A 25,477-nucleotide genomic window follows, 5' to 3' on the forward strand; every position below is an offset into this window, starting at 1 on the left:
GCCAGCAACTCAAATCACCCTCACTCAAATTTAACGCTGCGTAAGTCCTATATTTGACATTTTTTGAGATGTAGGCTATAATTATATTTCAGGAAGGTGGCCCCCAAAAAGTGCCACTGTGCATTTCACATTCATGTAGGGAAATAGCAGATGAAGAACCGATGGATCAGTGATAAAATATCGAAAATAGAGACGTTAGGTGTGCGGTTGCTGGGCGTGTGCTGCTCGGTAGACAGTCGCTTCTTTCCGCTGCCACCGTGTGTTTCTTCGGTTAACATCACGATTTACCCCCCCCTCCTCCCCCCTTACGTTAAGTAGTTTACTTCACAAAATACAAGACCGTCTTTCTCACGATTGTCAAAACTGTTTCTACCCAGATACTGCCTTCCGCAGACACACGGCAGGTATTCTGGGTTCTTCGCGTTGCATCGCAGCACACCCCGAAAAACCAGGCACCCCGCGATGCGACTACTTTCCTTTGACGATACCCTCGAAATGTGGTATACTGCTTCACGTCTCGCGGTATCGTCATTACGTTCACGATAAGGAGTTATACCTCATGCGAGACGATACGAAATACTGGAGACTGGCACTCCTGCTTTTCTGCGTTCTGCTGACACTCGGATACGGTGCTTTGCGAACTCACACACCGAGTCCATCCTGTTCGGGGACCTCTGTCTTCTGTGCTCCTGAACCCTCACCCCCGTGTCCACCGATGTTCTGTCAGGACGCGGCTAACAGCTAAGGAGTCCATTTATGTGTTTCAAGCATTGGCGATTTGATGTGTGTGTTGTGTTGGTGATCTGTTGTCCGTTGGGTCTTTATTGTTTACAAGCACAGCCCGAAGAGTCGACAGAAGCGATAAAGCGTTTTGCCGCGCTGCCCAAGGCAGCCCCGCGCCCTCTCGAAAGCGATGTCTTTGTTGAGGGTGATGCGTTTTCAGAGACGCTTGACAGCGAGTTTTACCAAACGATAATTCAGAATAACCTATTCGCCCCTCTCGGCACGGACTTGAACCCAAAGCAGAACAGAGGTGTGCACTTGAAACTCCTCGCCACGCAGGTGTATCCTGCGGAGCCTGTCGCCGCAACCGCATGGATACAAGACACCGCGACGGACGAATACCGAAAGGTGTTTCTCGGTGATTCGATGGGCGGTTTAATGCTCATTGAGGTTCAACCGAAATCTGTCAGACTCGAAAAAGAGGGCGAGACGGTTATCTTACACCTTGCCACCGATATTTTTCTCAACACCGTAAGGAGATAAACTGAAAAGGAGACCCTGATGTTACCTGATGATCCGATGTTAGAAGATCCGATGTTACCCGATGATCCGACATCACTACCCGATGATACAAAAAAGAGCTGGGGGTTTTACGCGGTAGTTGTTCTGTTTTTCGGATTCGGCATTCTTGCTGGATGGCTACTGCTGAAGTTGTTTTGAGGCTGCACATTCGCAACGTCCTTCAACGGAACCCAAAAAGGAGATAAACGCATGTTTAATCGACTGTTATCCAAGAATCGTGTTTTCATAGCACTCGTGCTGGCAGTGGTTTTCGTTGCCAGTGGTCTGTTGTATCTGAACACCGTCAACCGCCAAGCCACCCGTGACATCCAACGCACCCAAGAGCGCGTGAACGCCCCGAAACCCCCACCGCCCGGGGAAACTGCCGAGAGCGGACATTGGCACGGGGATGAATGGCACGCAGAACCGCATGAGACCCCGAGTGCCGATGCCGCGGAGACTCGTCTCTCGCAGCCCTCCCAACGCCCGGATATTTTCACTGCCTCAGAAATTGCCGTTGCGTATCAGGCATTGCGTGCGAAGTATCCCAAGCAGACGAACAACCCCCCGCCGTTTGAAGATGTGCCTGTGGATTTACACGACTTTGAAGCCACGAAAACCGCCTATATCGATCACTTCAACTTTTATGTGGAACACTATGATCCAGAACAAGGGTGGTCTCATACCCATGAGTTGCGGATCGCAAGCGCAATCATGTCGAATATTAGAAATGCTGCGTACCCCACGTTCGGTCTCTGGACCCGCGCGCAGTGTGATGAAATCAGAGAAATGCATCGGCGTTACTTTGATTTTAAAGGTGTTAAGGCTCTGAATATCACTCGGGTGAAGGAGCTCTTAGATCAGGGGTATAGCATCACGGAAGCACGCAATAAAGCCTCGGCGGAAGCAAGGGAGGCGAACCAATGAGAACCCACAACACCCCCGCGATCATGCTGCTTGTGCTGCTGAGTCTTCTGTTTGTAGGTCGCACGGCACACGCCGAAACCCCGCAAGAGCAAAAACCCTCCCGGAACTTAGGCAGGATAGGGATGACGCAGAGAAGGAGGTCGAATCTGCGGAGAAGACGCACAAGATCGCCAATGATCGTCTCAACGAGATGATCAGCACGTTTACCCGCCAGCATGGAAGTCTTCAGGGGATTTCCATCGACTCGACACCTGCAACGGATCCGGGGTCGCTGCTTGGGAAGATCAAGGCGGCACTCGAGCAAGCCGAGGAGGCAAATGAAATCAGCGAGGCGATGAGAGCACAGTTAGAAGCGATCGAGACGCAGCGGGCGACTTGCGATCGGCTGTGGGCGGATGTGCTGGTGGCACAAGCCACCTATGAGGATGCCGTGGATTGGTATAATGACAAAGCCTCACCGGAGGAGCAGGTGAAAACCATCTATCCCCCGCAGCACCCGCATGTCAATTCGTTGTATGTCTGTCCGGGCCGTGTTCCGATACGTTTGAGACGTTGGTGTTAGCCACGACTTCACATCTGCAGACGTGTCCATCGTCGGGTGGTTGTGGTAAGGACTACTACAATTGTCCGAGCCAGCCGGATACGAGCCATGCGGTGCTGTCGTGTTCAAACTTTCAGATGTCGGGGAGTCGTTCCGATGTGTGTGGTGAGTCGTTTCGTCTGTGTACGAACAGTTCGTGTTCCACACGGGAATGGAATCAACCTACGCAGCATTCGGTGACTGCCAGTGAAATCAGAGAGGGAACGGACCCGCAGCAGACGGTGGAGCGAGAGCAAGAGGTTGTGCCTAACACCCTGGCGTGTGGTCATGCTGTGGGTTCAGAAGGGATTCATCTGCGGGTGTGTTGTGAGTTTTGTAGCGAACAGTTTTATTTCTGCGCTGAGGGGTCGGAGCATGGTCTGGCGCGCTGTCCTCGTAATGACAAGGGGGAGACCTGCACGGTCAGTGGGGGGCGGATGATCCTGTGTGCTGATCCCCCGCATGTTCATCAATACCCGAGCGATCCGAAGCAGACGCAAGCCGAAGCGTCTCCGACATCCGAGAGCCATACCTTCGCCTCCTCGCCACGCAGGTGTATCCTGCGGATCCTGTCGCCGCAACCGCATGGATACAAGACACCGCGACGGACGAATACCGAAAGGTGTTTCTCGGTGATTCGATCCACGGGTTGATGCTCACTGATGTTCAGCCGAAATCCGTCAGACTCGAAAAAGATGGCGAGACGGTGCTCTTACACCTCGAAACAGATATTTTTCTCAACCCACAAAGGAGATAAACGCATGTTGAATCGACTGTTATCCAAGAATCGTGTTTTCATAGCACTCGTGCTGGCAGTGGTTTTCGTTGCCAGTAGTCTGTTGTATCTGAACACCGTCAAACGCCAAGCCACCCGTGACATCCAAAGCACCCCAGAGCGCGTGAACGCTCCGAAACCGCCCCCGCCCGGGGAAACTGCCGAGAGCGGACACTGGCACGGGGATGTCTGGCATGCAGAACCGCATGAGGCACACACGCCTGTGAACTCGCCCGCGCTTGTTCAAGAGAACTTTTCAGGTGAAGTGCGGGGCGAAAGTGCCGCTGTCGCGCCCGTCAATGCACAAGTCGCTGCACCGAATCAAGAGGCATCCGCACCTACACAGGAGACATCCGCACGCATGCAAACATTTCACGAAGCTCACCACGCATGGCGAGAAAAATATCACGAGTTAATAGACCAATACTCGCAGTTGAATCGCGAAATGTCCGAAGTATTTCCAAAAACAGTGGAGGAGTGGAAACAATATAACGCGAACTCAGAAATGTGGCGCAGATATAACGAGTTGTGGGCAAAACAGGCAAAGATAGACGCAAAGTTAAAAGCACTTGAGCAGGAAATGCCATCACCTCCTACCCAGTAATTCAGGTGATACCCTTCAAAGGAGTTAGGATATATGAAACACAAAACAATTTTCAGTCTTTTGTGCCTGACGTGGATGGTATTGCTGTCTATCCCTCTGCTTGATCTGCATGCAGCATCAGAATCGTCCGCCTGCACTGATTACGGGCATTCAGGCGTAAAGTCCAATCCTTTAGGTTTGGGATATAAACCTGCTAAGTGCGTGAAAACCTAAGAAAAACTTGACAATTATAGTAAAAATGTGGTATAATCCTTCTATCAGGCTGGCAGACATAACGAGCATTGCTGCAAGGCAATGTGTCTGCCTACCCACTCGTTAGGGGTTAAAAGTCTGATGTCTGATATACCATGAGAACCTACACATACAAAATCGGCAAACAATCCAATTGTATCCGGCTTGGCAACCTGCTTGATGATATGTGGCAAGTGCATGAATACTTCCATAAGTGGCAGCGTCAACGGTATCAAGACGGCTTGCCGTATGCGAACCACGCTGCGATGTGTGAACATTTGACTGAGTTGAAACGCACGACGCATCCGCATTGGAAAGCACTGCCGAGTCAAGCGATGCAAGAAGAATTGAAACGGATACATCTTGCCTATGAGCCTTTTTTCAAGAAACTTGGTGGTAGACCGCATATCAAACCGCGTCATAAGTTCAAGTCGTTGACGCTCAAACAATCGGGTTGGACGCTGAAAGCCACTCGTCTCACCCTCAATTTCAGAAAATGGGAGAAAGGGAAATGGCGCCATGATAAAGTGGCGTATACATTTCATAAACACCGCGAGTTTCATGGCAATATCAGTCGTATCACCATCAAGCGCGGTGCTTGTGGTAATTATTGGCTTTATCTCATCACAGACTTTGTAGAAACGGAACCGATGCCGACAACGGGTAAGAGTGTTGGGGCAGACTTCGGTATGAAAGACGCATACTTGACACTTTCGACGGGTGAGAAGATCCAACACCCACAACCGCTGAAACACTCCTTGAACAAATTGCGAACCCTCAACAAGTCGCTTTCGGGAAAAGAAAAAGGTTCTAACAGTTGGTGGCGTTGCGTGAGACAACTCTCCCGGCTCTATCGGAAAATCAGCAACCAACGCAAAGACTTTCACTGGCAACTGGCTACCAAACTCTGTAAAAAGTTTGATACGATTGTGCTTGAAACGTTGAACCTTGATGGCATGAAACGCTTGTGGGGACGCAAAGTCTCCGACCTTGCGTTCTACGAGTTTGTTGAGATATTGCGGTATAAGTGTCAAAAACATAAGCGTCATTTTGTTCAAATCGGGCAATGGACCCCCACCTCTAAACCTTGCTCGGATTGTGGATACCATAAAGAAAAATTAACGCTGAACGAAAGGCAATGGACGTGTCCTGAATGTGGGTCTCACCACGACCGAGACATCAACGCTGCGATAAACATATTGCGGGCAGGGATAGCCGTTCTCTAACGATATGCCTGTAGTATAGGAGACTACAGGGAAACGCCCGCGGGTGGAGACGGAATAAGACGGTGGACTCTCTGAGAAAACCGCACTGTCTACGAAACCGAAGCCCACGCCTTTAGGCGTTGGGTGCTATCACTGAATTTCCCCACGGACCGTCAGCGCGCTTGCAATAGAGAGGAAGTCCCTACCCTCTTCAACCCTATCGTGATTGTAACTAACACCGAGATGGAGGTTTGCTGTGATATGCGTGCTAATTTTATATCCGACCCGCAGCGTTGTCTCGTAGCGTTCCGAACGTTCTTCACGGTTGGCACCGAAATTCTCCCTCCGAATCGCCCAGGAGAGGGTGTTGGTTAACTCCAGATCGTGTTGCAGTGGGACTCTACCGAAAAACGGGAGGCGTATCCCGTTTTCTGTCCGGTAGCGGTAATCAACACTCAGATTTGGTGTGACGATAAAGGCGTTGCTTTGAATGCCACTTCGCTGCTGATCTTGGAAAGTCGTGCGGATCCCCAACGCCGTCCGAGTCTCTTTGCCCCATGTGTGTATCCAGCTGAGTGAGGGGGTGTGCGCAGTGCTATCGCTAAGGGTTGCTTCCTGCGTTGTATTGTCTCGTTTCGTGAAGCTATAACGGAGTTGGAAGCTGGTGGTTTCCCTCGCAGTCAGTTTTAGGTCGGTTTCATAAGATTCTGCGTGCGATGTATAGATGCTACCCGAGCTCTTCCGGAAACTATCAGAGGTACTAACGTTTGCCCCAAAGGATGCCCATTTCCATGGATCTACCGAGCTTCGCAACGTGTAACGGTTGCTCCGCCGCGAGTTCGTCCGTTCCTTGGCATCTTCGGCGAGCGAATAAATTTCTATAAGGGACTGACCGGATGCAAGCCGCCGATACGATTCGGTCGCTGTAAAGTTGGCGTTCGTACTCACAGTGAAACTTTTTAGAAGCCGGTTCAGAATCCCATCTTGTTGTTGATTGTTGGAAACCGTTGGTGGTTCGCTATTCGCGGTTCGCGGTTCGCCGTCCGCTGTCTTATCGCGTTCAATCCAATCACCACGTTTTTCTTCGAGTTCTTGGATTTGTGTCTCGTCGATACCATCTTCCCGTAACTGTTCCGTAAGAGTTGTCGGTTGTTGGTTATCGGTTATCGGTAACTCCTTTGTGGCAGATATAGCGTTTTCTCCTGTGACACGATCTGCTGATTGCTGACTGCTGACTGCTGACTGCTGACTGCCATTTAAGAGCCATCCGAACCATTTTTCGATGCGTAGATTCATCCCAAGGCTAACGTTTCCATTGAGCGAAGCATTTTTTTCCTCGCTGAACCAATTCTCACGGAAACTCATCCGGCTTGTGACAGTAGGTCGCATTCCAAGCAGATCCCGGTTGAGACGCGGTGTGAGCGACAAGCGATGTTCGCGCTGCGCAATTGAAAAGTCGGGTTCTATCTCTTCTTCGGCTTCAGCCGTTTCTGGCTCTGTTGCTACGTTACTACCAAAGGGTGCTCTGGAACTGCGATCTTCTCGTCTTTCAAGCGTCCGGCTAATATCGTAAGTTGGGCTTAGGCTGAAGATGTTTGTCGGACTAATATTTAACGTTATTGTACCACTATCTGTTTTTTCGTCCCGATTTCTGCCGTAACCGTAACTGTAATAGGAACTGGAAGTTGAGGCTGTATCTGTCGCGGTTTCCGGCTTTGCGAGTATATCCTCGTGGCGATATTGGGCATTAACGCCGAGTTTTGAACCGAGATCGTAACGAAAACTGCCGGTATAGAGGTGGCTAATTTGCGTTCCCTGACGTTCGTTCCAGAAATCTTGGTAGTTATAAGCGAAGCCGAGGTTTGGAAACGGGTTTCGGTTGAATTGCACAGAAAAATCTCGGCTCCGAATTTCGCTCTTCCCGCTTTGAAAACTACTATAACCGCCTCGCTGACTCTCGGTTTCCGTCTCCTGTTGTCGGATGGCATATCGGACGGGTAACCACGGGAAGAGCGTGACATCTGCATCAATGTTGTAATCGTTGTTCGTCGTGCTATATCCGCGTGAAGAAAGCCGTTGTCTGCCGACTTCACCAGCGCCGCTTTCAAAGTCTTTATCTTGGCTCGCATAACCGCCGCGCAATTTAACGATATTACCGAGACCAACTGACATATTGCCACGCCGCGCCCATCCGGCACGGACGAGCGGATCGCCGAGATGGATCTCGTTCACCCAGATCTCACCGCTAATTTCACGGTCAGTGTTATTACGAATACCCAATAGGATACCACCAATGTTTTTAATCGAGAGTCGCGTGCTATTTCTCCCACGAATCGCGAAGCCATCAGGGTGTCCATCGGGCGCATCATCTATTGGTTGGCTGTCCGTACTTGTGGGTGGTGTGTCTGCCCCTACAAGAGACGGATCACTGACTGCTGACTGCTGTTCGCTGACCACTACATCCGGATAGGCATTCCTGTGTAAATCTCGCAGATCGATTTCAATTAATTTCCAGCCGTCAAAATCGATCGGCACCGTATATTCATAGTAGTCTGTCAGATTCTCAAAAACATTGACATCTTCTTCCTGCGTCTGATCAACGAACGGGTCTGAACTATAAAACGAGCTGCGATAGCCGGTACGGACGGTCGGGGCGAGTTGCAAAACAAAGGTTGTATCGCTTTTGTCACCGTAGAGCCAAAAGCGAAGCGTATCGTGCTTGCTGAAGTCTTGTCCTTCGCTTTGCGTTAAACCTTTCAGTTGTTTAGAAGTAACGCCGTAAGATCCTGGGAAGAGGTAGTACTCAAGGCTCAGCGTCTGTTCGCGTTGCTGTTGCGTTTGAAAGCCGAGGGACGTTGCTGTGAATGGATGCAGTTTTTTGAAGAGTTCATTGTCCTCAATGTCAAGATACGCGCTCTGATAATCATCGTAGCTAAAGTTGTCTTTTGTGCCAACGATGAACTTTTCGAGGGTATCCTCGACGATTGTGCTTGTTGAGAGTGTTTCACCTGTAGGTGTAAGCGCAGGATCGCTAAGTGTCGGTTCAATCTCCGGATTGATTTGCGAGGCGGAGCGGGTTATAATTCCCTGTTGCCATTTGTTTCCAACAATTTCGATGGATGCCCACTGTAAGGTGCCTTGTGCGTTGCCGGGTGCGTTTTTGCGCAACCAGAACCGGAAGTGTTGCACGAACACAAGACTGGGGAGCCGCGAACCCGTCGGTGTAAATTTCGAGAGCGGAATACTCAGGAACATCCAGTCATTTGCGTTTTTGCTTTTGATCCACTCATTCGGGATGTCATTCAGGGGGATTGAAATTTCAAAATAGGCATCAGCACCATCGAGTACACCGTCCCCGTTGAGGTCTTCACTGTCGAGGATTTGATTATCTTCACCGACAGAGATGCCCCCCAGGGGTCCATCGTAATTCCATCCTATATCTTCACCGGTATCCAGTGTGCCGTTTCCGCGATATCGGTCAGCCTCTGAGAGATTCTCCAAGTCCAAATCTAAAGCATCAACACTGCCATCCCCGTTTGTGTCAATTAGCGTATCAGGAAGGTCTTCGCTGTCCAATCGCTTGTCTTCATCGGTATCTTCGTTCACTACACCGAGGTTCAAGTGCAGTGTCACGTTATCGTCTCCTTGGACGCGTAGCCAGATTTCGAGGAAACCGCGTTCCGAATAATCTACACCTGATGCGGATAGACCGTTTGAAAAGCCTCCCCATTCTGCAACGACATCTCTGAAATCGTAGCCGAGTTCCATAATGAGCCGTTCTTCGGTCGAGAGGGAGAGCGGTTGGATTGAGGAAGCAGGAACATCCCGATTTCGCATGTAGTTTCCGATCGCTTCGGATTCGTTTTTATCTTTCAGGACAACTCTGAAAACGGCTCTGTTGTCATTGGTCGGTATAACTCGATAATCCGATGGATTTCCAGTTGTCGTTTGGTTTCGTGAAACATAAGGTAAACTGCTATGTTTCCAGTTGTATTTCAGCGTAGGGACTGTTGTTGCTTCCTTTGCACCCTCCATACTATCAATGAGTGCGACCCCTATACTATTCGGGTTATTGTGTGAGTAAGCGGCTTCCCCACTAAAATCGAGGGAGAGTGGGAAGTTTCGCATATTAATAAACGGTAATAGATTGAAGATGCCTGCAATATTGAATTCTCTACCGAAACTGGTGTTTACATTGACGGCTTGTAAACGGTTGGGAACGCCGTTGACATCCGGTATTTCCGCCGGTTTTTGTCCAGTATTCAGAATATAACCCGTCGATAATGCGAATCCTTTTTGAAAAACAGGGTTAAAGTAGTTCATCCTGCTGCCGTAACTGCCGTAACTCCGAGACCTACCGCCGAGACCGCCGTAACTGCTGTAACCACCCCCAAAGCCGCCGCCACCGAAGCCGCCACCAAATCCGCTACGTCCAAAACCGCCGCCGAAACCACTCCTCCCGAAACCACCACTTCTGCCTCTCGAAAAAGTTTCACCGAAAGCGTCTTGGGTTCCGGTGCCAAGGGTCGGGTCCATCGTTTGCATACCGCCTAATCGGTTAAATCTATCCTCAAGGCTCTGTTCTCTCCCCGATTTAGGCTTCGGTTTATGTGTGTACTCTAACCAAGCACCGACGACAGCCTGTTGTGATGAACCGCCAAACGGTGTCTTTTCAAATTCTACAACAATCTCATCAAACTCATCGAGCTGCCTGAAGAAACGAAGGGTGCCAACTTCATAAAGCATCATGTAATCGGTGTCGCGGGTCAGGAGACGACCGTTGAGGCGAACGGTTTCACTGTTTGGAATGACGAATAAACCGACGTTGTACGTCTCTGATTGGTACGCGTAATCGGCGATAATCGTATAGATTTGGGCATCTGTTCGGACACCTTCAAGATAGATGGCGTTGTTGCTGAGCGTGTCACGGTAGGCATAATACGGGTGGTTCGGATCTGTGATTTGAAACGGATGTGTGCCGTATGTTGTTGGAAAACGAAGAATACCTCTATCGTAGTCTATGAACTGGGCATCGACGTTACCGTCGCCGTTTTGGTCGAGACCGAAGATTTCGATGTAGGGGGCAGAGCCGTTACTCGTTTGGAACGTCTCGCTTTGCCCCTGTCGGAGGATGGTGAGTGTGAAATCGCGCGGATTAATATTTCGGTTGCCGAGACTATAGACGTGAGTCGCTTCTGTGCCACGGAAACCCTTCTCTTTTAGCACAACATAACCGACTTCTTCCCCTTCTTCATCAAGTGTCCCATCTCCGTTTTCGTCGACAAAGACTTCCCCAGGGTTTCCAACACTGCCGCCGCCACTACCAAGATATTCATACGCCACAACGATGGTATAACTCGCCGAAATCGGCGAGAGAAATTCTATTTCACCCGTTTCATAGTCTATGTTGTAGTCTTGTCCAGTGAACTGTGGGTTGAAATAGCCTCGACTCGTCCGTTTACCGCCTTGGTTGTTTCCCACAACACCATCATCGATGTAAATTTCTTCGCTCCCTGCTTTTATGGGCAGATATGCTTCATGGAGTAGGTTATCTTCATCTCTGTGGATGTGATAGAACCTGCTTTTTACGTAGTTGGTGTCTTGAATCTGAATGCCGCGGGGTCCGTACCCGTAGCCGCCGCCTGCACGCCGCGATTGTCCGCGGAAGGTTCGTACCTCGCGTATGCCCTTGCTCCGGGAACCGAACGCTGTAAGCCGTGCGTTTTTCCATTCAAACACGCCTTCAAGCCCGAATAAGTTCCGATTGATATTCAAAAAACGGGTGTTCGGTAAGCTGAGTGTGATGTCACCGAAAGAGATCGTTTTTATAATACTATCCGGTGTACCTTCATACCAGATTTTAATCTTCTGCTCCTTCGCGCCACCGATGCCGTATCCGCCGCCGTATCCGCCATATCCACCGCCGTATCCACCATATCCACCGCCACTCCCGAAACTGCTGCCACCGGCACTGTAATCTACGGCAATATGCGTCCGTTGTCCGACACGACCGTGGAGACCGAACTGCTGAATCTGTCGTAGGTTAAAGCCTGTTGCTCGCGGAACACCGCCACTCCCATATCCACCATATCCACCATAGCTGCTGCCGTATCCACTACTATAGCCACTTCCGTAACTGCTATACCCACTTCCAAGCCCTGAGCCGTATCCACCCCCAAATCCGCTGCTGCTATAGCCGAAATCCTCATAACCGTAAGACGATGTGAGTCCTAAGTCAAGTCCCGATGAATAGCCCCCATATCCGCCGCCATAACCGTAGCCGCCATATCGGTTCAAGTCCCCTTCCCCAAAGTAGTGAGTCTTGTTTGCCTCTATCGTTACCGATTGTAAGCCTGTAATCTTGAGATTGGAATCCATCGGGAGTGCGATACCTTCTTCGTCCCGCTTCGGCCTCGGTTTCCAATTGTAGAGTTTACTGAGATCGGTCAAGTGTGGCGGGTGCCGCCATCTTCGGAGGCTGTCTAAGTAGGGTTGTATGAGGCGATCGCTATCGGTTGTCGGTGCTTGGTCTTCAGTTTCTTGCGACGTATCCGGTGCTTGCCATTCTTGCTGATTGCCACTTTGCCAGATGAAATGTTTCGACGCGCTGCTGCTGTCGAAAGGATTGCGGTTAGACAGTCCGAATTGGATAGAACCCTGATTTTCCGCAGGTGTTTCGGATGTGTCGGAATCAGGAGTGGAAGCGCGTGGACGGGATTCTGTGGGATCCGTAGTGGGAGAGGTTTCTGATTGCGCCGTCGGTTCAGTCTCTTCTTCAGCGATACGGCTCACGGCAACGTCAAACGTTGCAGAGATTACAATGATAAGGATAAGTCCAGTTTTTAACAGCAGGTTTCGCGCTTTTGAGGTTAACTGGTCTACAAATTTTAGCAAAAAATGTATCTGCACGTATACTCTCGGTTTGTCCTATTTACTGCGTTTCTGTGAATATTAAGGATCGCGGCATGATAAGGCCTTATAAAAAGCGGCCGTTCGCAGTGATAGGGGAGTAATTTAAAATTAATTCTTGATTAAAAACGACAGATTGAGTCTTTATGTTTACACAGATTTTTGTAACGCTACTATTTTTTAGTTCGGCGTTTCTCTATTCTACCAGATTCAGCGGAAGGCTGCATACATTTTTTCTTCTTGACTTTTTCGGACTATTGAAGTACGATGTCCAGCAATTCCAAATTATGGAGGATACTGCTGTGCGAAACTTATCTATTTTCGGGATAATTTGCTTAATGATTATCCCCGTGATATTTGCGACTGTCGGCGATGCGGCAATTGATATCAAAAATCTCGTTGGCGTATGGCTTTTTGATGAAGCCAAAAACGATATGTCTCCCGATTCTACCGATAACGGTAACGATGCTGAACTGCTTAAAGGTGCCGAATTGGTAGATGATGGAAAATTTGATAAGGCGTTGAGTCTCGCTGGTGATAACCAATTCCAGATTGCAAGAGTCGAGAGTTCAAAAAGTTTGGACAGTTGTGCTGAGGAGTATACCACAACAACGTGGGTGAAACTTAAGAAAAAGGATAAAATCGTTTTGGGTGGTTGTTGTAACGACGACCATGCCATTGTTAATTTCATGTATACCAACCTCTTGAACATCTTTGGACCCGGAAGAGGGGGTGGGCACGGCAAGGTTGAGATTGGCAGTGGCCAGCTCGCACCCTCATGGGTCTCCGGTCCAACGCTCGTCAACGATGACCAGTGGCATCACATCGCCTTCACCTACGATAGCAAGAAGATGATAGCCTATGTAGATGGCAAGGTTGATGCGCAAGCCAATACCGGTGGCGTTTTTGGATTAACAGGACAAGCCCTCAACATTGGCGGTATGCCCGATCAGCGGCCCGGATGGGGACTTATGGACGATGTCGCTGTCTTCAATACCGCTTTAAGCGAAGCCGATATCAATGAGATTATGGACAAAGGACTCGGTCGGCTCTTCGGGTTTACGCCTGTCTCGCCAAAGGGACGTCTAACAACAGTCTGGGCAAGCGTAAAATTGGAACGTTAATTTTGTAGTTACACCGCTGGCGAGGTTTCCTGAAGTTTAAGAGTTTAATCAGGTAATTTCTCAACGTGCGATAAATCGCACTACTACAAGCGGAATCGTTCGTAGTAGGGCAATTCATTACCCGTCAATTACCGAAATATTTTCTTAAACTTCATCTAACCCAGCTATTTATTGTAGCAAATCGTGGTGCCCTATTAAGGTATGGATACAATGCCCAAATATCGCAGCGCAATCATCGGCTGTGGCGGTAGAGCCTACGGTCATGCCAATGCCTATCAACAAATTCCGCAAGCCGAGTTAGTCGCGTGTGCCAATCGGTCAGATACAGCCCGATGCCAGAAATTCGTTGAAACCTTTGGTATCACAGGTTATGCCGATGCCGAGCAGATGCTCCGTACAGAACAGCCCGACCTCGTCCACCTCGTCGCTATGCCCGATCAGTGGTGTGAACTCATACCGATGGTCTCTGAACTCGGTGTTCCGGCATGTATTGTCGAAAAACCTATTGCTTGTGGCGTTTCAGACTGGCGTTTTTTGTGTGAATTAGAGGCGCAGACGAATACAAAATTCGGGGTTGGGAAACAGTTCCGTTGGCATCCGGGACTCATTAATTGTCGAGAGGCAGTGCAGAACGGTGAATTAGGGGATATTAACTTTTTAGATTTTTCCTGTGGTATGAACCTCGCTGCCCAAGGCACCCATATCATCGATTGGGCGATGTCCTTAAACAACGATTCCCCTATCGTCAGGGTCTTCGGGACGGCGAGCGGTGCCGAGTTGCTTGATAGTGACTATCCCGCCCCGGACACGACTTCATGTCAAGTTTTGTTTGAAAATAGAGTCTACGGTCTCTGGAACACCGGCTGGACATCACCCCGTGTAACCGACGACCCTGCTGTTCACACACACTGCCGCGTGACAGCTTATAGTGAAACCGGATACGTGCGATTTGAAGAATTCGCTGGATGGCAGATTGTTTCTACCGAGAGGGTAGAGAAGCGTCAAACAACGCCTGATGAATGGCGCGCCAACAACGACCTCGCACAAGCGCGTCTGACACAGGCGATGTTCGACTGGCTTGAAGACGATACCCGTCCAGTCGAAACGAACCTAAAACTTGCATTACACCAGTTCAACGCCGTTTTGGGTATCTATGCGAGTGCGATCTCTCACCAACCGATTGACCTTCCTTTTGAACCCCCAGATGACCTCGACGCGCAACTCCGCGAAATTGTGTCTCGTTCCTGATATGCCACTCATAATTCATTCAGTTTTATCAATTTTTACCTGAAAATACACATTTTCTTATCTTTTCTTTACATTATGCACATTTTTTACCCCAAAATTGTGTCTTTGATATAATACAGGAATTATGATCGTATCAATTGTTTTGATTTAACCTTTTGTTGAATACAAACACACTCATTTATACGGTAGGGGTCTGTCATGAAACGGGAAAATGATGTACAACTGATTCAGGACACTTTGCCTGGCGATGACACAGCGTTCAATATATTAGTCCAAAAGTACCAAAAAAGCGTTCACGCCCTCGTATGGCGGAAGATTGGCGATTTTCACCACGCCGAGGAGGTTACACAAGATGCTTTCCTCTCGCTGATCTGAAAATCACACCACATCCGATGCCCAAACCCTTCACGCCGTGGCTTGCCATTGGCACAACTGTTTTGCTGATTGCCCTGGTTTTCGGCACAAGCAATCAGGACCTTGCCCGTTTCCAGAAGCCGTATAGTTTCCAAGCGAAATCCGAACCCACAATTTGGCGATTTGATGCCCTTCCAGCAGTTGTGGATTAAGAGGAATCGGGCAAATCCCGCCAGTCCACCGCCAGAATTAAATCTCTCGGAACGAACCTTTTGGGCGTTTCCGTGATAGCACCCACTGCCTAAAGGCAGGGGCTTTGGCTTCGTAGACAGTGCGGTTTTCTCAAAGAGTAGACCGTCTTATTCCGTCTCCACCCACGGGCGTTTCCCTGTAGTATTCTACAGGCATATCGTCAGGTGACGGCTATCCCCGCCCGCAATATGTTTATCGCAGCGTTTATGTCTCTGTCATGGTGTGAACCACATTCGAGACACGTCCACTGCCTATCTGAAAGAGAAAGATTTTTATTATGGTATCCACAAGTGCTACAAGGTTTTGTTGTAGGTGTCCATTGGTCAATCTCTTTCAAAAGACGCTTATGTTTTTGACACTTATATCTCAATATCTCAACAAACTGGTGGAAGGCAAGGTCGGAAACTTTACGTCCCCACAAGCGTTTCATGCCGTCAATGTTCAGCGTTTCAATAAAGATTTTATCAAACTTCTTACAAAGTTGAGAGGCGAGTTGCCAGTGAAAGTCTTTGCGTTGATTGCCGATTTTCCGATAGAGACGTGCGATTTGCCTCACACATTGCCACCAACGATGAGAGCCTTTGACTTTACGACTCAAAGATTTCATGAGAGACCGAAGTTTATTCAAAGACTGTTTCAAAGGTTGTGGGTGTTGGAGCTTCTCACCCGTGCTGAGCGTCAAGTATGCGTCTTTCATGCCGAAATCTGCCCCAACACTTTGACCCGTTGTCGACAGAGGTTTCGTTTCTACAAAGTCGGTTATCAGATAAAGCCAATAATCACCAGAAGCGTCGCGCTTGATTGTGAGGCGACTGATCTTCCCATGAAACTCACGGTGCTTATGGAATGTATACGGCACTTTATCGTATCGCCATTTCCCATTTTCCCATTTTCGGAATGTCACTGTGATGCGATTGCTGTCAAGAGACCAGCCGGTTTGTTTCAGCGTGAAGGATTTGAACTTATGACGTTTTTTGATCTTCGGTCTACCGCTGAGTTTCTTGAAAAAACGCTCATACGCCGAGTGTATCCGTTTCAGTTCCTCTTGGATCGCTTGACTCGGCAACGCATTCCAATGTGGATGAGTCGTCCGTTTCAACTCTGTCAAATGCGCACACATCGCAGCATGGTTGGCATACGGCAACCGATCTTTATAGCGTTGACGCTGCCACTTATGAAAATACGCGTGAACCTGCCACATATCGTCAAGTAGGTTGCCAAGACGTATACAATTAGATTGATGTCCAAATTTATACTTATAGGTTTTCATGGTATATCAAGTCTCAAATCTTTAACCCCTTTCCAGTGGGTAGGCAGACACGTTGCCTTGCGGTAACGCTGGAAATGTCTGCCAACTTGATACTATGAATTATACCACATTTTTAGATAAAAATCAAATTTATTTTGGCTTTCATGCCTTACGCCCGCTTACATCCCCAAGCTGAAGCATGGGGCTTTAGCGGGAAGATTGGTAAAGATGAAAACCCAGCAGTGCTTTGTAGCGTAAACTTTCAGTTTGCGCACGGATATGCACAATCCATCCTTCCACCCTAAACTTTTGACAAAAACTTTACACACCGTCTCCATGCAAAAATTTGACAAATTCTGCGTTTTATGCTATACTATTAAAGGTTTAAAAGTTTCGTTTGCAAGCCTATCTTAAGAATGATAAAGACAGAATTTTGGACACTGGAAGGACTATTTTGCCTGTTGAAAGCCCAGCATCTTCAAAACCGCACATCCAAATCGCACCATCCGTGATGTGTGCCGATTTGTGCAACTTAGAAGCCGATATTCGAGAATTAGAAGCCGCTGGCGTTGGCATGCTACATTTCGATTTGATGGACGCACATTTCGTCCCGAATATGCCGATTGGACTTGCGCTCATTCAGCAATTACGCTCGAAAACAGACTCTGCTTTTGACATCCATCTCATGGTGGAGAATAACGATTTCTTTGTTGACGCAGTCGCGGAAATTGGCGTTCAACAGATAGCCGTTCACGTTGAATCAGCGACACATCTTGATAGAACGTTATCCGTAATTCAAGCGTCCAACGTCAAAGCAGGTGCTGCGCTGAATCCAGCAACCCCGTTTTCTGCATTGGATTACGTCCTTGACCGACTCGATTTTGTCTTGATTATGACCGTAAATCCCGGGTTTGCAGGGCAGAAGATGGTGCCAGCAACACTCCGAAAAATTGCGGAGTGTCGTGCTTTTTTAGACAAACATGGCGTGGATCTCCCTATTGAAGTTGACGGGAATGTAAGTTTTGAGAATATCCCTAAAATGGTGTCCGCAGGTGCCGATATCTTGGTCGGCGGCACGAGTAGTGTTTTCCACAAGTCGGGTTCACGCGCTGAAAACATCCAACGGACGCGGCAGGCGATTGATTTGGGGCTTGCTAAGAGATTTCCTAAAAACTATCGTGGAACATAGAGGAACGATGTCCAAATTTAATAGTTAAAGGTTCATCGTCCAGAGCCAGTTGGAATTAACCAGAAACCGCCGCGTAATGAAATTCCGAGTGATTAGCGAGGAATTTGTCTTTGCTTTACATTTGGAGCGGCGACCAGATTTAATAGTTAAAAGAATGGAAGCACTGGTTCTACACGGAATTGGAGATTTACGATTAGAACAAGTTCCCGTGCCGCATCTCGCTGACGGAGAGGTTCGTGTCCGAATCGGTTTCTGTGGGGTCTGCGGTTCGGATATTCCGAGGATTTTTGTCAAAGGCACCTATAGTTTTCCGACGATCTGTGGACATGAATTTGCGGGTATTGTTGACGCGTGTGGTCCCGACGTTGAAGATTTTAGTCCCGGCGATCCTGTTGCCGTCTTTCCACTGCTCTGGTGCGGCAAATGTTCGGCGTGTGAACAAGGAAAGTATGTCCAGTGTCACGACTACGACTATCTCGGTTCGCGAAGTGATGGGGCTTTCGCTGAATATGTCGTCTCGCCCCAGCAAAATTTAATTCCTATTCCGCAAGGCGTAACGCTCGAAGAAGCATCTATGACAGAACCGGCTGCAGTCGCATTACACGCACTCCGTCGAGTTCAAACCTCGCTTGCTGGAAAGACAGTTGCGATCTTTGGTGCCGGACCTATCGGGTTGATGACTGCGCAGTGGGCAAGAATAATGGGCGCAGTGGAAATATTTCTCTTTGATATTGTCGCAGAGAAACTCCGACTGGCGAAACAACTCGGTTTTGATAAGGTATTTAATACTTTAGCTGGGGAACCGGTTGGGGTCATAGAGACACATACTGACGGGAAGGGCGCGCATATCTGTATTGAGGCTGCGGGGGTTCCCGCTACCTATCAGAATGCGCTCGGCAGTGCCGGGCGTGGGGGCAGCGTTGTTTTCCTCGGTAATCCTGCTACGGATGTAACCCTACCTGCGACGCTTATATCGCAGGTAATGCGGCGTGAGGTGAGTATTTTCGGGACTTGGAATTCCGATTATAGTGCCGCAGGCAACGACGATGACTGGCGTACTGTACTTCAAGCAATGGCTTCTGGCATGCTAACGCTCGCGCCCTTGATAACCCATAAAGTACCTTTAACGGATAGTTCCGACATGTTACATAAAATGCGAGACCAGCGTGAATTTTACGCAAAAGTTTTGATCCATCCGTCTGGTGCGGATTTTTAATAATTAAGTCTGAATCATGCCCATTACATTCCGCATAGGTTTTCAGTTAAGACGAGAACCTGCTTTAGGTATGGAAAGGTTTCTGACTTTACCAAAAACCATCGTGAAATGAAATTCTGAGTGATTAGCGAAGAATTTGTCTTTGCTTTACATTGTGGAACGATGCCCAGGAGCAAACAGTTAAAAGTATGAAAGCGGCTATACTTGAAAGTCTTGACAATTTAAGCGTGAGAGAAGTACCCGAACCCGAAATTGACGATGATGCCGCTTTAATGCGTGTGGAAGCCGTCAGTATCTGCGGCTCTGATGTCCGCATTCTCCATCACGGTAACCCCAGAGTTGAACCCCCTACTATTATCGGACACGAAAATTCGGGGGTTGTCGTTAAAACAGGCAAAAACGTAACGCGCGTCAAGGAAGGGGACCGTGTGTCAATCGGTGCTGATGTGCCGTGTGGGCAGTGTCGTTGGTGCCGGGATGGACTCGGAAACAACTGCCATATCAACTACGCCATTGGTTACCAAATCCCAGGTGCTTTCGCGCAATATATGAAACTCCCCCGCCTCGTTTTAGAGGAAGGCCCCGTTACACCCTTCGATGCCTCACTCAGTTTTGATGAGGCTGCGCTTGCTGAACCCCTCGCCTGTGCCATCAACGGGCTTGAACTCATCAATATGTCACTCGGAAAAACCGTGGTGATTATCGGTCTCGGACCCATCGGATGTATGATGATTGACCTCGCACGCGTTATGGGTGCCACGAAAGTCATCGGTGTACAACGGAGCAAGCTCCGTATGGAGATCGCAAAGTTTTACGAGGCGGATGCTTACATCGCTTCTGAAGAAGAAGATGTCATTGAGAGATGCAAAGAGGAAACAGACGGTGAGGGACCCGATATCGTCGTTACGACTTGTGGTTCTGTTGAAGCGCACGAACAAGCCGTTGAAATGGTCGCCCACCGCGGGTATGTCAATCTATTCGGGGGCCTACCAAAAACCATGCGACCGATGAGTGTGCTCTCAAATACTATTCACTATAAAGAGTGTTTCGTCACAGGTTCGCACGGATGCGTACCGCGCCACCATGAGCTAGCAGTTCGACTCCTTGAAAAGGGGTTAGTGCGGGTGAAACCCCTTATCACACACCACTTTCCGCTCGTTGAGATTGATAAAGCGTTTGAGACCATGGAATCCAGAAAAGGAATGAAAATTATGATACACCCGCATCAGGAGGAGAAAGGGACATAATGCACGATTTTTCGCAGTTTATTCGAGATATACCCGATTTTCCAAAACCGGGTGTTTCATTTAAAGACATCACACCACTTTTAGGGAATCCAACTGTTTTTCATAAGGTCATTGATGAGTTCGCACTCCGTTATAAACTTGAAGCGATTGATGCTGTCGTTGGCATAGACGCACGCGGCTTTATTTTTGGCTCTGCCCTCGCTTACCGGCTCGGCACTGCCTTTGTCCCCATTCGGAAAAGCGGTAAATTACCCTTTGATAAATATGAAGTCACTTATGATCTTGAATACGGTAGTGATACGATCGCAATTCATCGAGATGCCTTCCCGAAAGATAGTAAAGTGCTGATATGCGACGATCTCTTAGCGACGGGTGGGACGCTTATGGCATCAGTGAGTCTCATCGAAAAACTACAAGGACACATCGTCGGTATTGCTATTTTGGTTGAATTGACCGAACTCAACGGCAGAGAGAGAGTTCCAAAGCACGATGTTTTTTCGCTCGTTAAATACTAAAAACGTATGCGCCTGTAGCTCAGGGGACAGAGCAGGGGCTTCCTAAGCCTCGTGTCGGGGGTTCGATTCCTCCCAGGCGCGTTTGTAACGGCTGATGGCTATCAGCTGTCGTTCGTTTGTGACGGGAAAGCCCTTCACAACTGCTAAATGTTTTACTGACCGCTGATGGCTGACAACTGACGGCTATTGGACTAACAACCATTCTAATGTCTTAGGAGTGAATTTGGATGTACAGATTTAGTGTCTGGAAAATTGTTTTAATCCTTGGGGTTTTGGTGTTTGCCGCGCTATACCTCATCCCGACTCCGGATGATTTCTACAATCCGTTGTACGGAAACCTACCGCTTTGGATGCAAGAAAAACTCCCACCCTTTGAAGTCAACGAAGATAATGCCTTTAAAGTGAACCTCGCAGAAGTCGAGTACCCCGAAGGAATCAACTTCCAGGATACAACCTTTGAACTGCAGGATGTCTTCCGGGTCCATCTCAGAAAGCTTGGGCTTGAGGAGACGCTTGACTATGAATTTGATACCACGGAAGCGCGCGAATTTTATGTCCGGATGCTCTCGGAGAAGGCACTTCAAAATCCAGGGGCGACGCTCGACAATCTTCACCTATACGGAAGCCTACCGGGAACCCTCCGGCGCCTCATACCCGATAGCCGATTGAAGTTGGGGCTGGACCTTAAAGGCGGTGTACACCTTGTACTTGAGGTGGATTTGGAAACCTCCAAAGCGGCACTGCTCCGCGAACACGCACTCTCTATTCCCGAACGGCTTCGCGCCGAGGATGTCTTATGTCGAGACGTTCAACAGGTCAGTGATCAGGATGTCCTGAATGTGTTTGTCGGTATTCCGTCTCGACTCCGAGCGGATGCTACACAAAAAGCTGCCTATATTGAAAAAGCCGAGGAGCTCTTGAACGAAATTGAATTTTTTGAGGACGCACAGATTCAAGCCGAAACAGAAACACAATCTACATACCAGTTGAAACTCAGCACATCGGGCATAGAAAAATATACCGAACAGGCGATTGAACAGGTCCTCATTGTGCTCCGAAATCGCGTCGATGCCTTCGGCGTTTCGGAACCCTCTATCCGTCGGGAGGCAAATCACCCCCGAATCATTGTTGAACTCCCTGGTGCTAAAGATTCCTCGAAACCCCTTCAAATCGTAAAGACAATGGGGAGGCTCGAATTCAAACTCGTTAAAAAATCACCCACTGGCGGGAGTTTATGGAGTGGCACTGCCGATACACCCCCACCCGATAATATACCCGAAGACAGTGAAATCCGATACCACTACGAGACAGGCAACTGGTACGTCTTAGAGAGTCCTGTACTTTTAAGCGGGGACCGCATTAACGACGCTGGACCCTCTACCGGGAGAACGAGTTTCGACATAGTTGTTTCGATGAGTTTTGATAGTATTGGGAGACGCAAGTTTGCGGAAGTCACAGGCGACCACATTGGTGAACACTTGGCGATTCTCCTTGACGGAAGGATCCAATCCGCACCTGTTATTCAAGACCAAATTGTCGGAAACGCCATTATTCAAGGGAACTTCACTTATGAGGAAGCCAGTTACCTTTCCAATATCCTGAAAGCCGGGGCGTTTCCTGTCGGTGTCCAGATCGCCGAGGAGCGGACGGTCGGGCCCACCCTTGGACAAGAATCCATTGATGATGGCATTAAAGCTGTGCTCATCGGTCTGGGCGGGGTCTTAATTTTCGTGATGATCTACTACCGTTTATCTGGGATCATCGCTATTACCGCCCTCGTTTTTAATATGCTCATCATTCTGGGTGCCTTGGCGGGATTTGGTGCAGCGTTGACGCTGCCGGGTATCGCCGGACTTGTCCTCACTATTGGTATGGCTGTTGACGCGAATGTACTCATCTTTGAGCGAATTCGCGAAGAATTGCGAACCGGTAAAACCGTCTGGTCCGCTATCGAAAGCGGCTATCAACGTGCATTTATAACGATCTTAGATGCCAACCTGACGACATTCTTTACCGCTCTTGTCCTTTATCACTTTGGCACAGGTCCAATTAAAGGATTTGCTTTAACACTCGGTATCGGTATCCTCGCAAGTATGTTTACAGCGATTGTTGTCACACGCGAAATATACGGTTGGACAGTCGGAAACAAGGACGTACAAAAACTTAGCATTTAATGGCTGTCAGCCGTCGGCAGTCAGCAGTCAGTCGGGCATGTGGTATTTATGAACATTTTTGCTGCTATACGCGAGGGACTGACCGCTGAAAGGATTTTACGAGGCACTCGTAAAATCCGTCCTGACCGCTGATTGCTAATTATAGATTTTACTACAGTGGAGGAGTGGTTGTCGAAAGGATAGAGGTCAGTCTGCTGATAACTATTAACCGATAACTATTGAAACTTTGGAATTACTCAGAAATACAAACTTCGATTTTATTAGCAAATATCGCACTGGATTTATATTATCAGCCGTGGTCATCGTTATCGGCATAGTCTTTCTCGCAATCCATCAAGGACCGAACTTTGGGATTGACTTTCGTGGGGGCGTTAAAATCCAAGCCAAGTTCAACAGAGTGGTCTCGGAGGCGGAATTGCAATCCAAACTTGCTGAAATTGGTTATGAACGTGCCACGATACAGATAGATGAAAGCAGAAATGAAGCGTCTATCTCTATGGGACACCGTCCGGAATTTCAGCAGCAGTTGATTGATATTCCGATTATGGCGGATCCGGGCGATGCAACTGCCATGCGTCTGCAGGTGAGCAGTACTGTTGAAAAATTGCATCTATTAGAAGTTGGTGAAACTGTTGAGCTCATTGATGGCAATCTGCGACAACGCAATGAGATTACGGCACTCGACACTGTTGCCGACAGCAACGCCGTCCAGTTAACCTTTGCGAACCCGTTCGGAATTGATTTGAGCGAGAACGCACATATCCAAATCCAAGCGAGTGTCGGCAGAATCCTCACAGATGCCTTGCTCGAAGGCGGAAACGATTGGCAAGCACTTGTTGGAGGTGTCAATGTCTCGGAAGTCCTTCCCAGTGTCGGGCGCGACCTTAAGTGGGCAGCCCTCTGGTCTGTACTCTGGTCGATCGTTATTTTGTTGGCTTACATCTCTTGGCGGTTTGAATTCCGTTTTGCTATCGGGGCAATTGCCGCCCTCGTCCACGATGTCCTGATTACCTTGGGGATTTTTGCTGTGCTATCAAAAGAGATTAATCTACCCACAGTGGCGGCGTTCCTGACGATTATCGGGTATTCACTCAATGACACGATTGTTGTGTTTGACCGGATTCGGGAAAACTCGCAAACTTTACGCGGCACCGATTATACGACCGTGCTGAACCGAAGCATCAACCAGTCGCTCAGCCGGACGGTTATTACCTCTTTGACAACCCTGTTTGTTGTTCTGGTTATTTTTATCATCACCACTGCAGGGGAAGAGATTAACACGTTCGCCTTGGCACTTATCGTTGGTGTATTGGTCGGGACCTACTCCTCAATCTTCATCGCGAGTCCGATTGTGTATCTCTGGAATCGCGGACAGCAACCGGCTTAATTGTTGTCGGTTATCAGTTATTGGTTATCGGTTAAAGAGAGATTCTGTAACAATGTGCCACTTTTGGCAGTACGCCAAGTTTGGGGTGATTGTTACAAAACGTCTCTTAACTGACGACTGACAACCAACAACTAACCCCTAATTTACATGAAAATATTGATCTTAAGTCCTTATACAACCGGGCAAAAATATAAACCCGATAACCCCCTTCAGCGTGAAGATACCGTTTCACCTGAACGCCTTAAGGCGAGAATAAAAGAGTTATGCGGTTACAATGCTGAGGGGTGGTACCACGAAGATAGAGACTACACCGCACCCGCTGGAGAGATGTTCACCGGTCCCATGCATACGCAATTGCGTGAGGGATTGAGACACATTCGGGAACATGAAGGTTATGGCGAAACGACGCTCGACCTTTATTTTCCGTGGTATGCGTGTCGCGTTGACGGAAGAAAAACTCCTGTTGGTGAGAAGGATACAATCGTTCCTTTTGATATAGCACCGCTTCATGACACTAAGGTTTTGAAGTTAGGCGAGACGGGTGTTCCTGAAGCGATAGCGACTTTAATTGATCGCTACGACCTCGTTTTCTCGCTCTTGCGGCAAGAAGACATTATATCCCTACAACGTGTTTTTGAGATGCAACGGTCAACACCTCTGGTTTTCCTACTTGCCCCGAGCCACAGGCATGTCGTTAATGAGAGTTTGTCCAATGTCCACGTTATTGAGACAGGACGAAATTTAGCAAAAGCCATCCGTGCCACGAATTGGTCAATAAAGGGAGTCGTCGTGAGACGTTTGTGTGAAGCTGCCTGTCGAGACGGTTTTCACGTCTTTGCGCAAGTCAAACAAGACCCCCAACAGTTACTTGAGATCATCCAGAACCAATAACTGTAGTAAAACCTAAAAACAAATAGACGCTTTCTCCCCTGGTAGGCGAGGTTTCCTAACCTCGCCGCCTTTGTCCTAAAATACGCTGTAGCATAAACTGTTAGGTTGTGCTACCC

At 48.5% G+C, this 25,477-nt stretch carries 23 protein-coding genes and 1 tRNA gene; 21 read left to right on the forward strand and 3 right to left on the reverse strand.

The window, feature by feature from the left end:
* Positions 1 to 131: 131 nt before the first annotated feature.
* Positions 132 to 281 carry a hypothetical protein gene (locus tag OXN25_05320; protein MDE0424267.1) on the reverse strand — a complete coding sequence of 50 codons (150 nt, stop codon included), beginning with the start codon at positions 279 to 281 and terminating at the stop codon, positions 132 to 134.
* A gap of 278 nt (positions 282 to 559) precedes the next feature.
* Here OXN25_05320 and OXN25_05325 point away from each other — a divergent pair, with 278 nt between their 5' ends.
* The 9 genes from OXN25_05325 to OXN25_05365 all read left to right on the forward strand — a co-directional run bounded on the left by OXN25_05325 (position 560) and on the right by OXN25_05365 (position 5,627).
* Positions 560 to 745 carry a hypothetical protein gene (locus tag OXN25_05325; GenBank protein ID MDE0424268.1) on the forward strand — a complete coding sequence of 62 codons (186 nt, stop codon included), beginning with the start codon at positions 560 to 562 and terminating at the stop codon, positions 743 to 745.
* Between the two features lie 11 nt (positions 746 to 756).
* Positions 757 to 1,266 (forward strand): hypothetical protein, encoded by a 510-nt coding sequence (locus tag OXN25_05330; protein ID MDE0424269.1) that lies wholly within the window; start codon positions 757 to 759, stop codon positions 1,264 to 1,266.
* 18 nt (positions 1,267 to 1,284) lie between these two features.
* Complete coding sequence (locus OXN25_05335) at positions 1,285 to 1,443, forward strand: hypothetical protein (GenBank protein MDE0424270.1); 159 nt, start codon at positions 1,285 to 1,287, stop codon at positions 1,441 to 1,443.
* Between the two features lie 51 nt (positions 1,444 to 1,494).
* Positions 1,495 to 2,211, forward strand: coding sequence for a hypothetical protein (locus OXN25_05340; GenBank protein MDE0424271.1), 717 nt, complete (start codon positions 1,495 to 1,497; stop codon positions 2,209 to 2,211).
* Positions 2,208 to 2,405: a hypothetical protein gene (locus OXN25_05345; protein MDE0424272.1), complete on the forward strand. Its 198-nt coding sequence runs from the start codon at positions 2,208 to 2,210 to the stop codon at positions 2,403 to 2,405. Before OXN25_05340 ends, OXN25_05345 begins: the two co-directional genes overlap by 4 nt.
* A 140-nt stretch (positions 2,406 to 2,545) precedes the next feature.
* On the forward strand, positions 2,546 to 2,773 hold the full coding sequence (locus tag OXN25_05350; GenBank protein MDE0424273.1) for a hypothetical protein: 228 nt from the start codon (positions 2,546 to 2,548) through the stop codon (positions 2,771 to 2,773).
* A complete protein-coding gene (locus OXN25_05355) occupies positions 2,767 to 3,444 on the forward strand; it encodes a hypothetical protein (GenBank protein ID MDE0424274.1) in 678 nt (225 codons plus the stop codon). Before OXN25_05350 ends, OXN25_05355 begins: the two co-directional genes overlap by 7 nt.
* Before the next feature lie 108 nt (positions 3,445 to 3,552).
* Positions 3,553 to 4,170: a hypothetical protein gene (locus tag OXN25_05360; GenBank protein ID MDE0424275.1), complete on the forward strand. Its 618-nt coding sequence runs from the start codon at positions 3,553 to 3,555 to the stop codon at positions 4,168 to 4,170.
* 347 nt (positions 4,171 to 4,517) lie between these two features.
* Positions 4,518 to 5,627 (forward strand): RNA-guided endonuclease TnpB family protein, encoded by a 1,110-nt coding sequence (locus OXN25_05365; protein MDE0424276.1) that lies wholly within the window; start codon positions 4,518 to 4,520, stop codon positions 5,625 to 5,627.
* A gap of 129 nt (positions 5,628 to 5,756) precedes the next feature.
* Here OXN25_05365 and OXN25_05370 read toward each other — a convergent pair whose 3' ends face one another.
* The gene (locus tag OXN25_05370; protein ID MDE0424277.1) at positions 5,757 to 12,500 is read right to left on the reverse strand and encodes a hypothetical protein; all 6,744 of its coding nucleotides are present in this window, start codon (positions 12,498 to 12,500) and stop codon (positions 5,757 to 5,759) included.
* Positions 12,501 to 12,661: 161 nt separating this feature from the next.
* Between OXN25_05370 and OXN25_05375 the strand changes: the two genes are divergently transcribed.
* The 4 genes from OXN25_05375 (at position 12,662) to OXN25_05390 (ending at position 15,453) form a co-directional block, all read left to right on the forward strand.
* Positions 12,662 to 13,639: a LamG domain-containing protein gene (locus OXN25_05375; GenBank protein MDE0424278.1), complete on the forward strand. Its 978-nt coding sequence runs from the start codon at positions 12,662 to 12,664 to the stop codon at positions 13,637 to 13,639.
* A gap of 210 nt (positions 13,640 to 13,849) precedes the next feature.
* On the forward strand, positions 13,850 to 14,887 hold the full coding sequence (locus OXN25_05380; GenBank protein ID MDE0424279.1) for a Gfo/Idh/MocA family oxidoreductase: 1,038 nt from the start codon (positions 13,850 to 13,852) through the stop codon (positions 14,885 to 14,887).
* Positions 14,888 to 15,085: 198 nt separating this feature from the next.
* The gene (locus tag OXN25_05385) at positions 15,086 to 15,262 is read left to right on the forward strand and encodes a hypothetical protein (GenBank protein MDE0424280.1); all 177 of its coding nucleotides are present in this window, start codon (positions 15,086 to 15,088) and stop codon (positions 15,260 to 15,262) included.
* A gap of 17 nt (positions 15,263 to 15,279) precedes the next feature.
* Entirely contained in the window at positions 15,280 to 15,453 is a 174-nt protein-coding gene (locus OXN25_05390) for a hypothetical protein (protein MDE0424281.1), read from the forward strand.
* Between the two features lie 200 nt (positions 15,454 to 15,653).
* Here the strand turns inward: OXN25_05390 and OXN25_05395 are convergent, their stop codons facing one another.
* Positions 15,654 to 16,763 carry an RNA-guided endonuclease TnpB family protein gene (locus OXN25_05395; protein MDE0424282.1) on the reverse strand — a complete coding sequence of 370 codons (1,110 nt, stop codon included), beginning with the start codon at positions 16,761 to 16,763 and terminating at the stop codon, positions 15,654 to 15,656.
* Positions 16,764 to 17,196: 433 nt separating this feature from the next.
* Between OXN25_05395 and rpe the strand changes: the two genes are divergently transcribed.
* From rpe to OXN25_05435, 8 genes are all read left to right on the forward strand, one after another.
* Positions 17,197 to 17,931 (forward strand): ribulose-phosphate 3-epimerase, encoded by a 735-nt coding sequence (gene rpe / locus OXN25_05400; GenBank protein ID MDE0424283.1) that lies wholly within the window; start codon positions 17,197 to 17,199, stop codon positions 17,929 to 17,931.
* Between the two features lie 76 nt (positions 17,932 to 18,007).
* Entirely contained in the window at positions 18,008 to 19,147 is a 1,140-nt protein-coding gene (locus OXN25_05405; GenBank protein MDE0424284.1) for a galactitol-1-phosphate 5-dehydrogenase, read from the forward strand.
* A gap of 188 nt (positions 19,148 to 19,335) precedes the next feature.
* The gene (locus OXN25_05410; GenBank protein ID MDE0424285.1) at positions 19,336 to 20,394 is read left to right on the forward strand and encodes an alcohol dehydrogenase catalytic domain-containing protein; all 1,059 of its coding nucleotides are present in this window, start codon (positions 19,336 to 19,338) and stop codon (positions 20,392 to 20,394) included.
* Positions 20,394 to 20,909, forward strand: coding sequence for an adenine phosphoribosyltransferase (locus OXN25_05415; GenBank protein ID MDE0424286.1), 516 nt, complete (start codon positions 20,394 to 20,396; stop codon positions 20,907 to 20,909). The genes OXN25_05410 and OXN25_05415 overlap by 1 nt, the downstream gene beginning before the upstream one ends.
* Before the next feature lie 8 nt (positions 20,910 to 20,917).
* Positions 20,918 to 20,990: transfer RNA gene (locus tag OXN25_05420), tRNA-Arg, on the forward strand.
* A 146-nt stretch (positions 20,991 to 21,136) separates the two neighbouring features.
* Complete coding sequence (gene secD / locus OXN25_05425) at positions 21,137 to 23,083, forward strand: protein translocase subunit SecD (GenBank protein ID MDE0424287.1); 1,947 nt, start codon at positions 21,137 to 21,139, stop codon at positions 23,081 to 23,083.
* 226 nt (positions 23,084 to 23,309) lie between these two features.
* Positions 23,310 to 24,470: a protein translocase subunit SecF gene (gene secF, locus OXN25_05430; GenBank protein ID MDE0424288.1), complete on the forward strand. Its 1,161-nt coding sequence runs from the start codon at positions 23,310 to 23,312 to the stop codon at positions 24,468 to 24,470.
* A 147-nt stretch (positions 24,471 to 24,617) separates the two neighbouring features.
* Complete coding sequence (locus tag OXN25_05435; protein MDE0424289.1) at positions 24,618 to 25,361, forward strand: hypothetical protein; 744 nt, start codon at positions 24,618 to 24,620, stop codon at positions 25,359 to 25,361.
* Positions 25,362 to 25,477: the final 116 nt, after the last annotated feature.

The organism is Candidatus Poribacteria bacterium, from assembly GCA_028820845.1.
GTDB lineage: Bacteria > Poribacteria > WGA-4E > WGA-4E > WGA-3G > WGA-3G.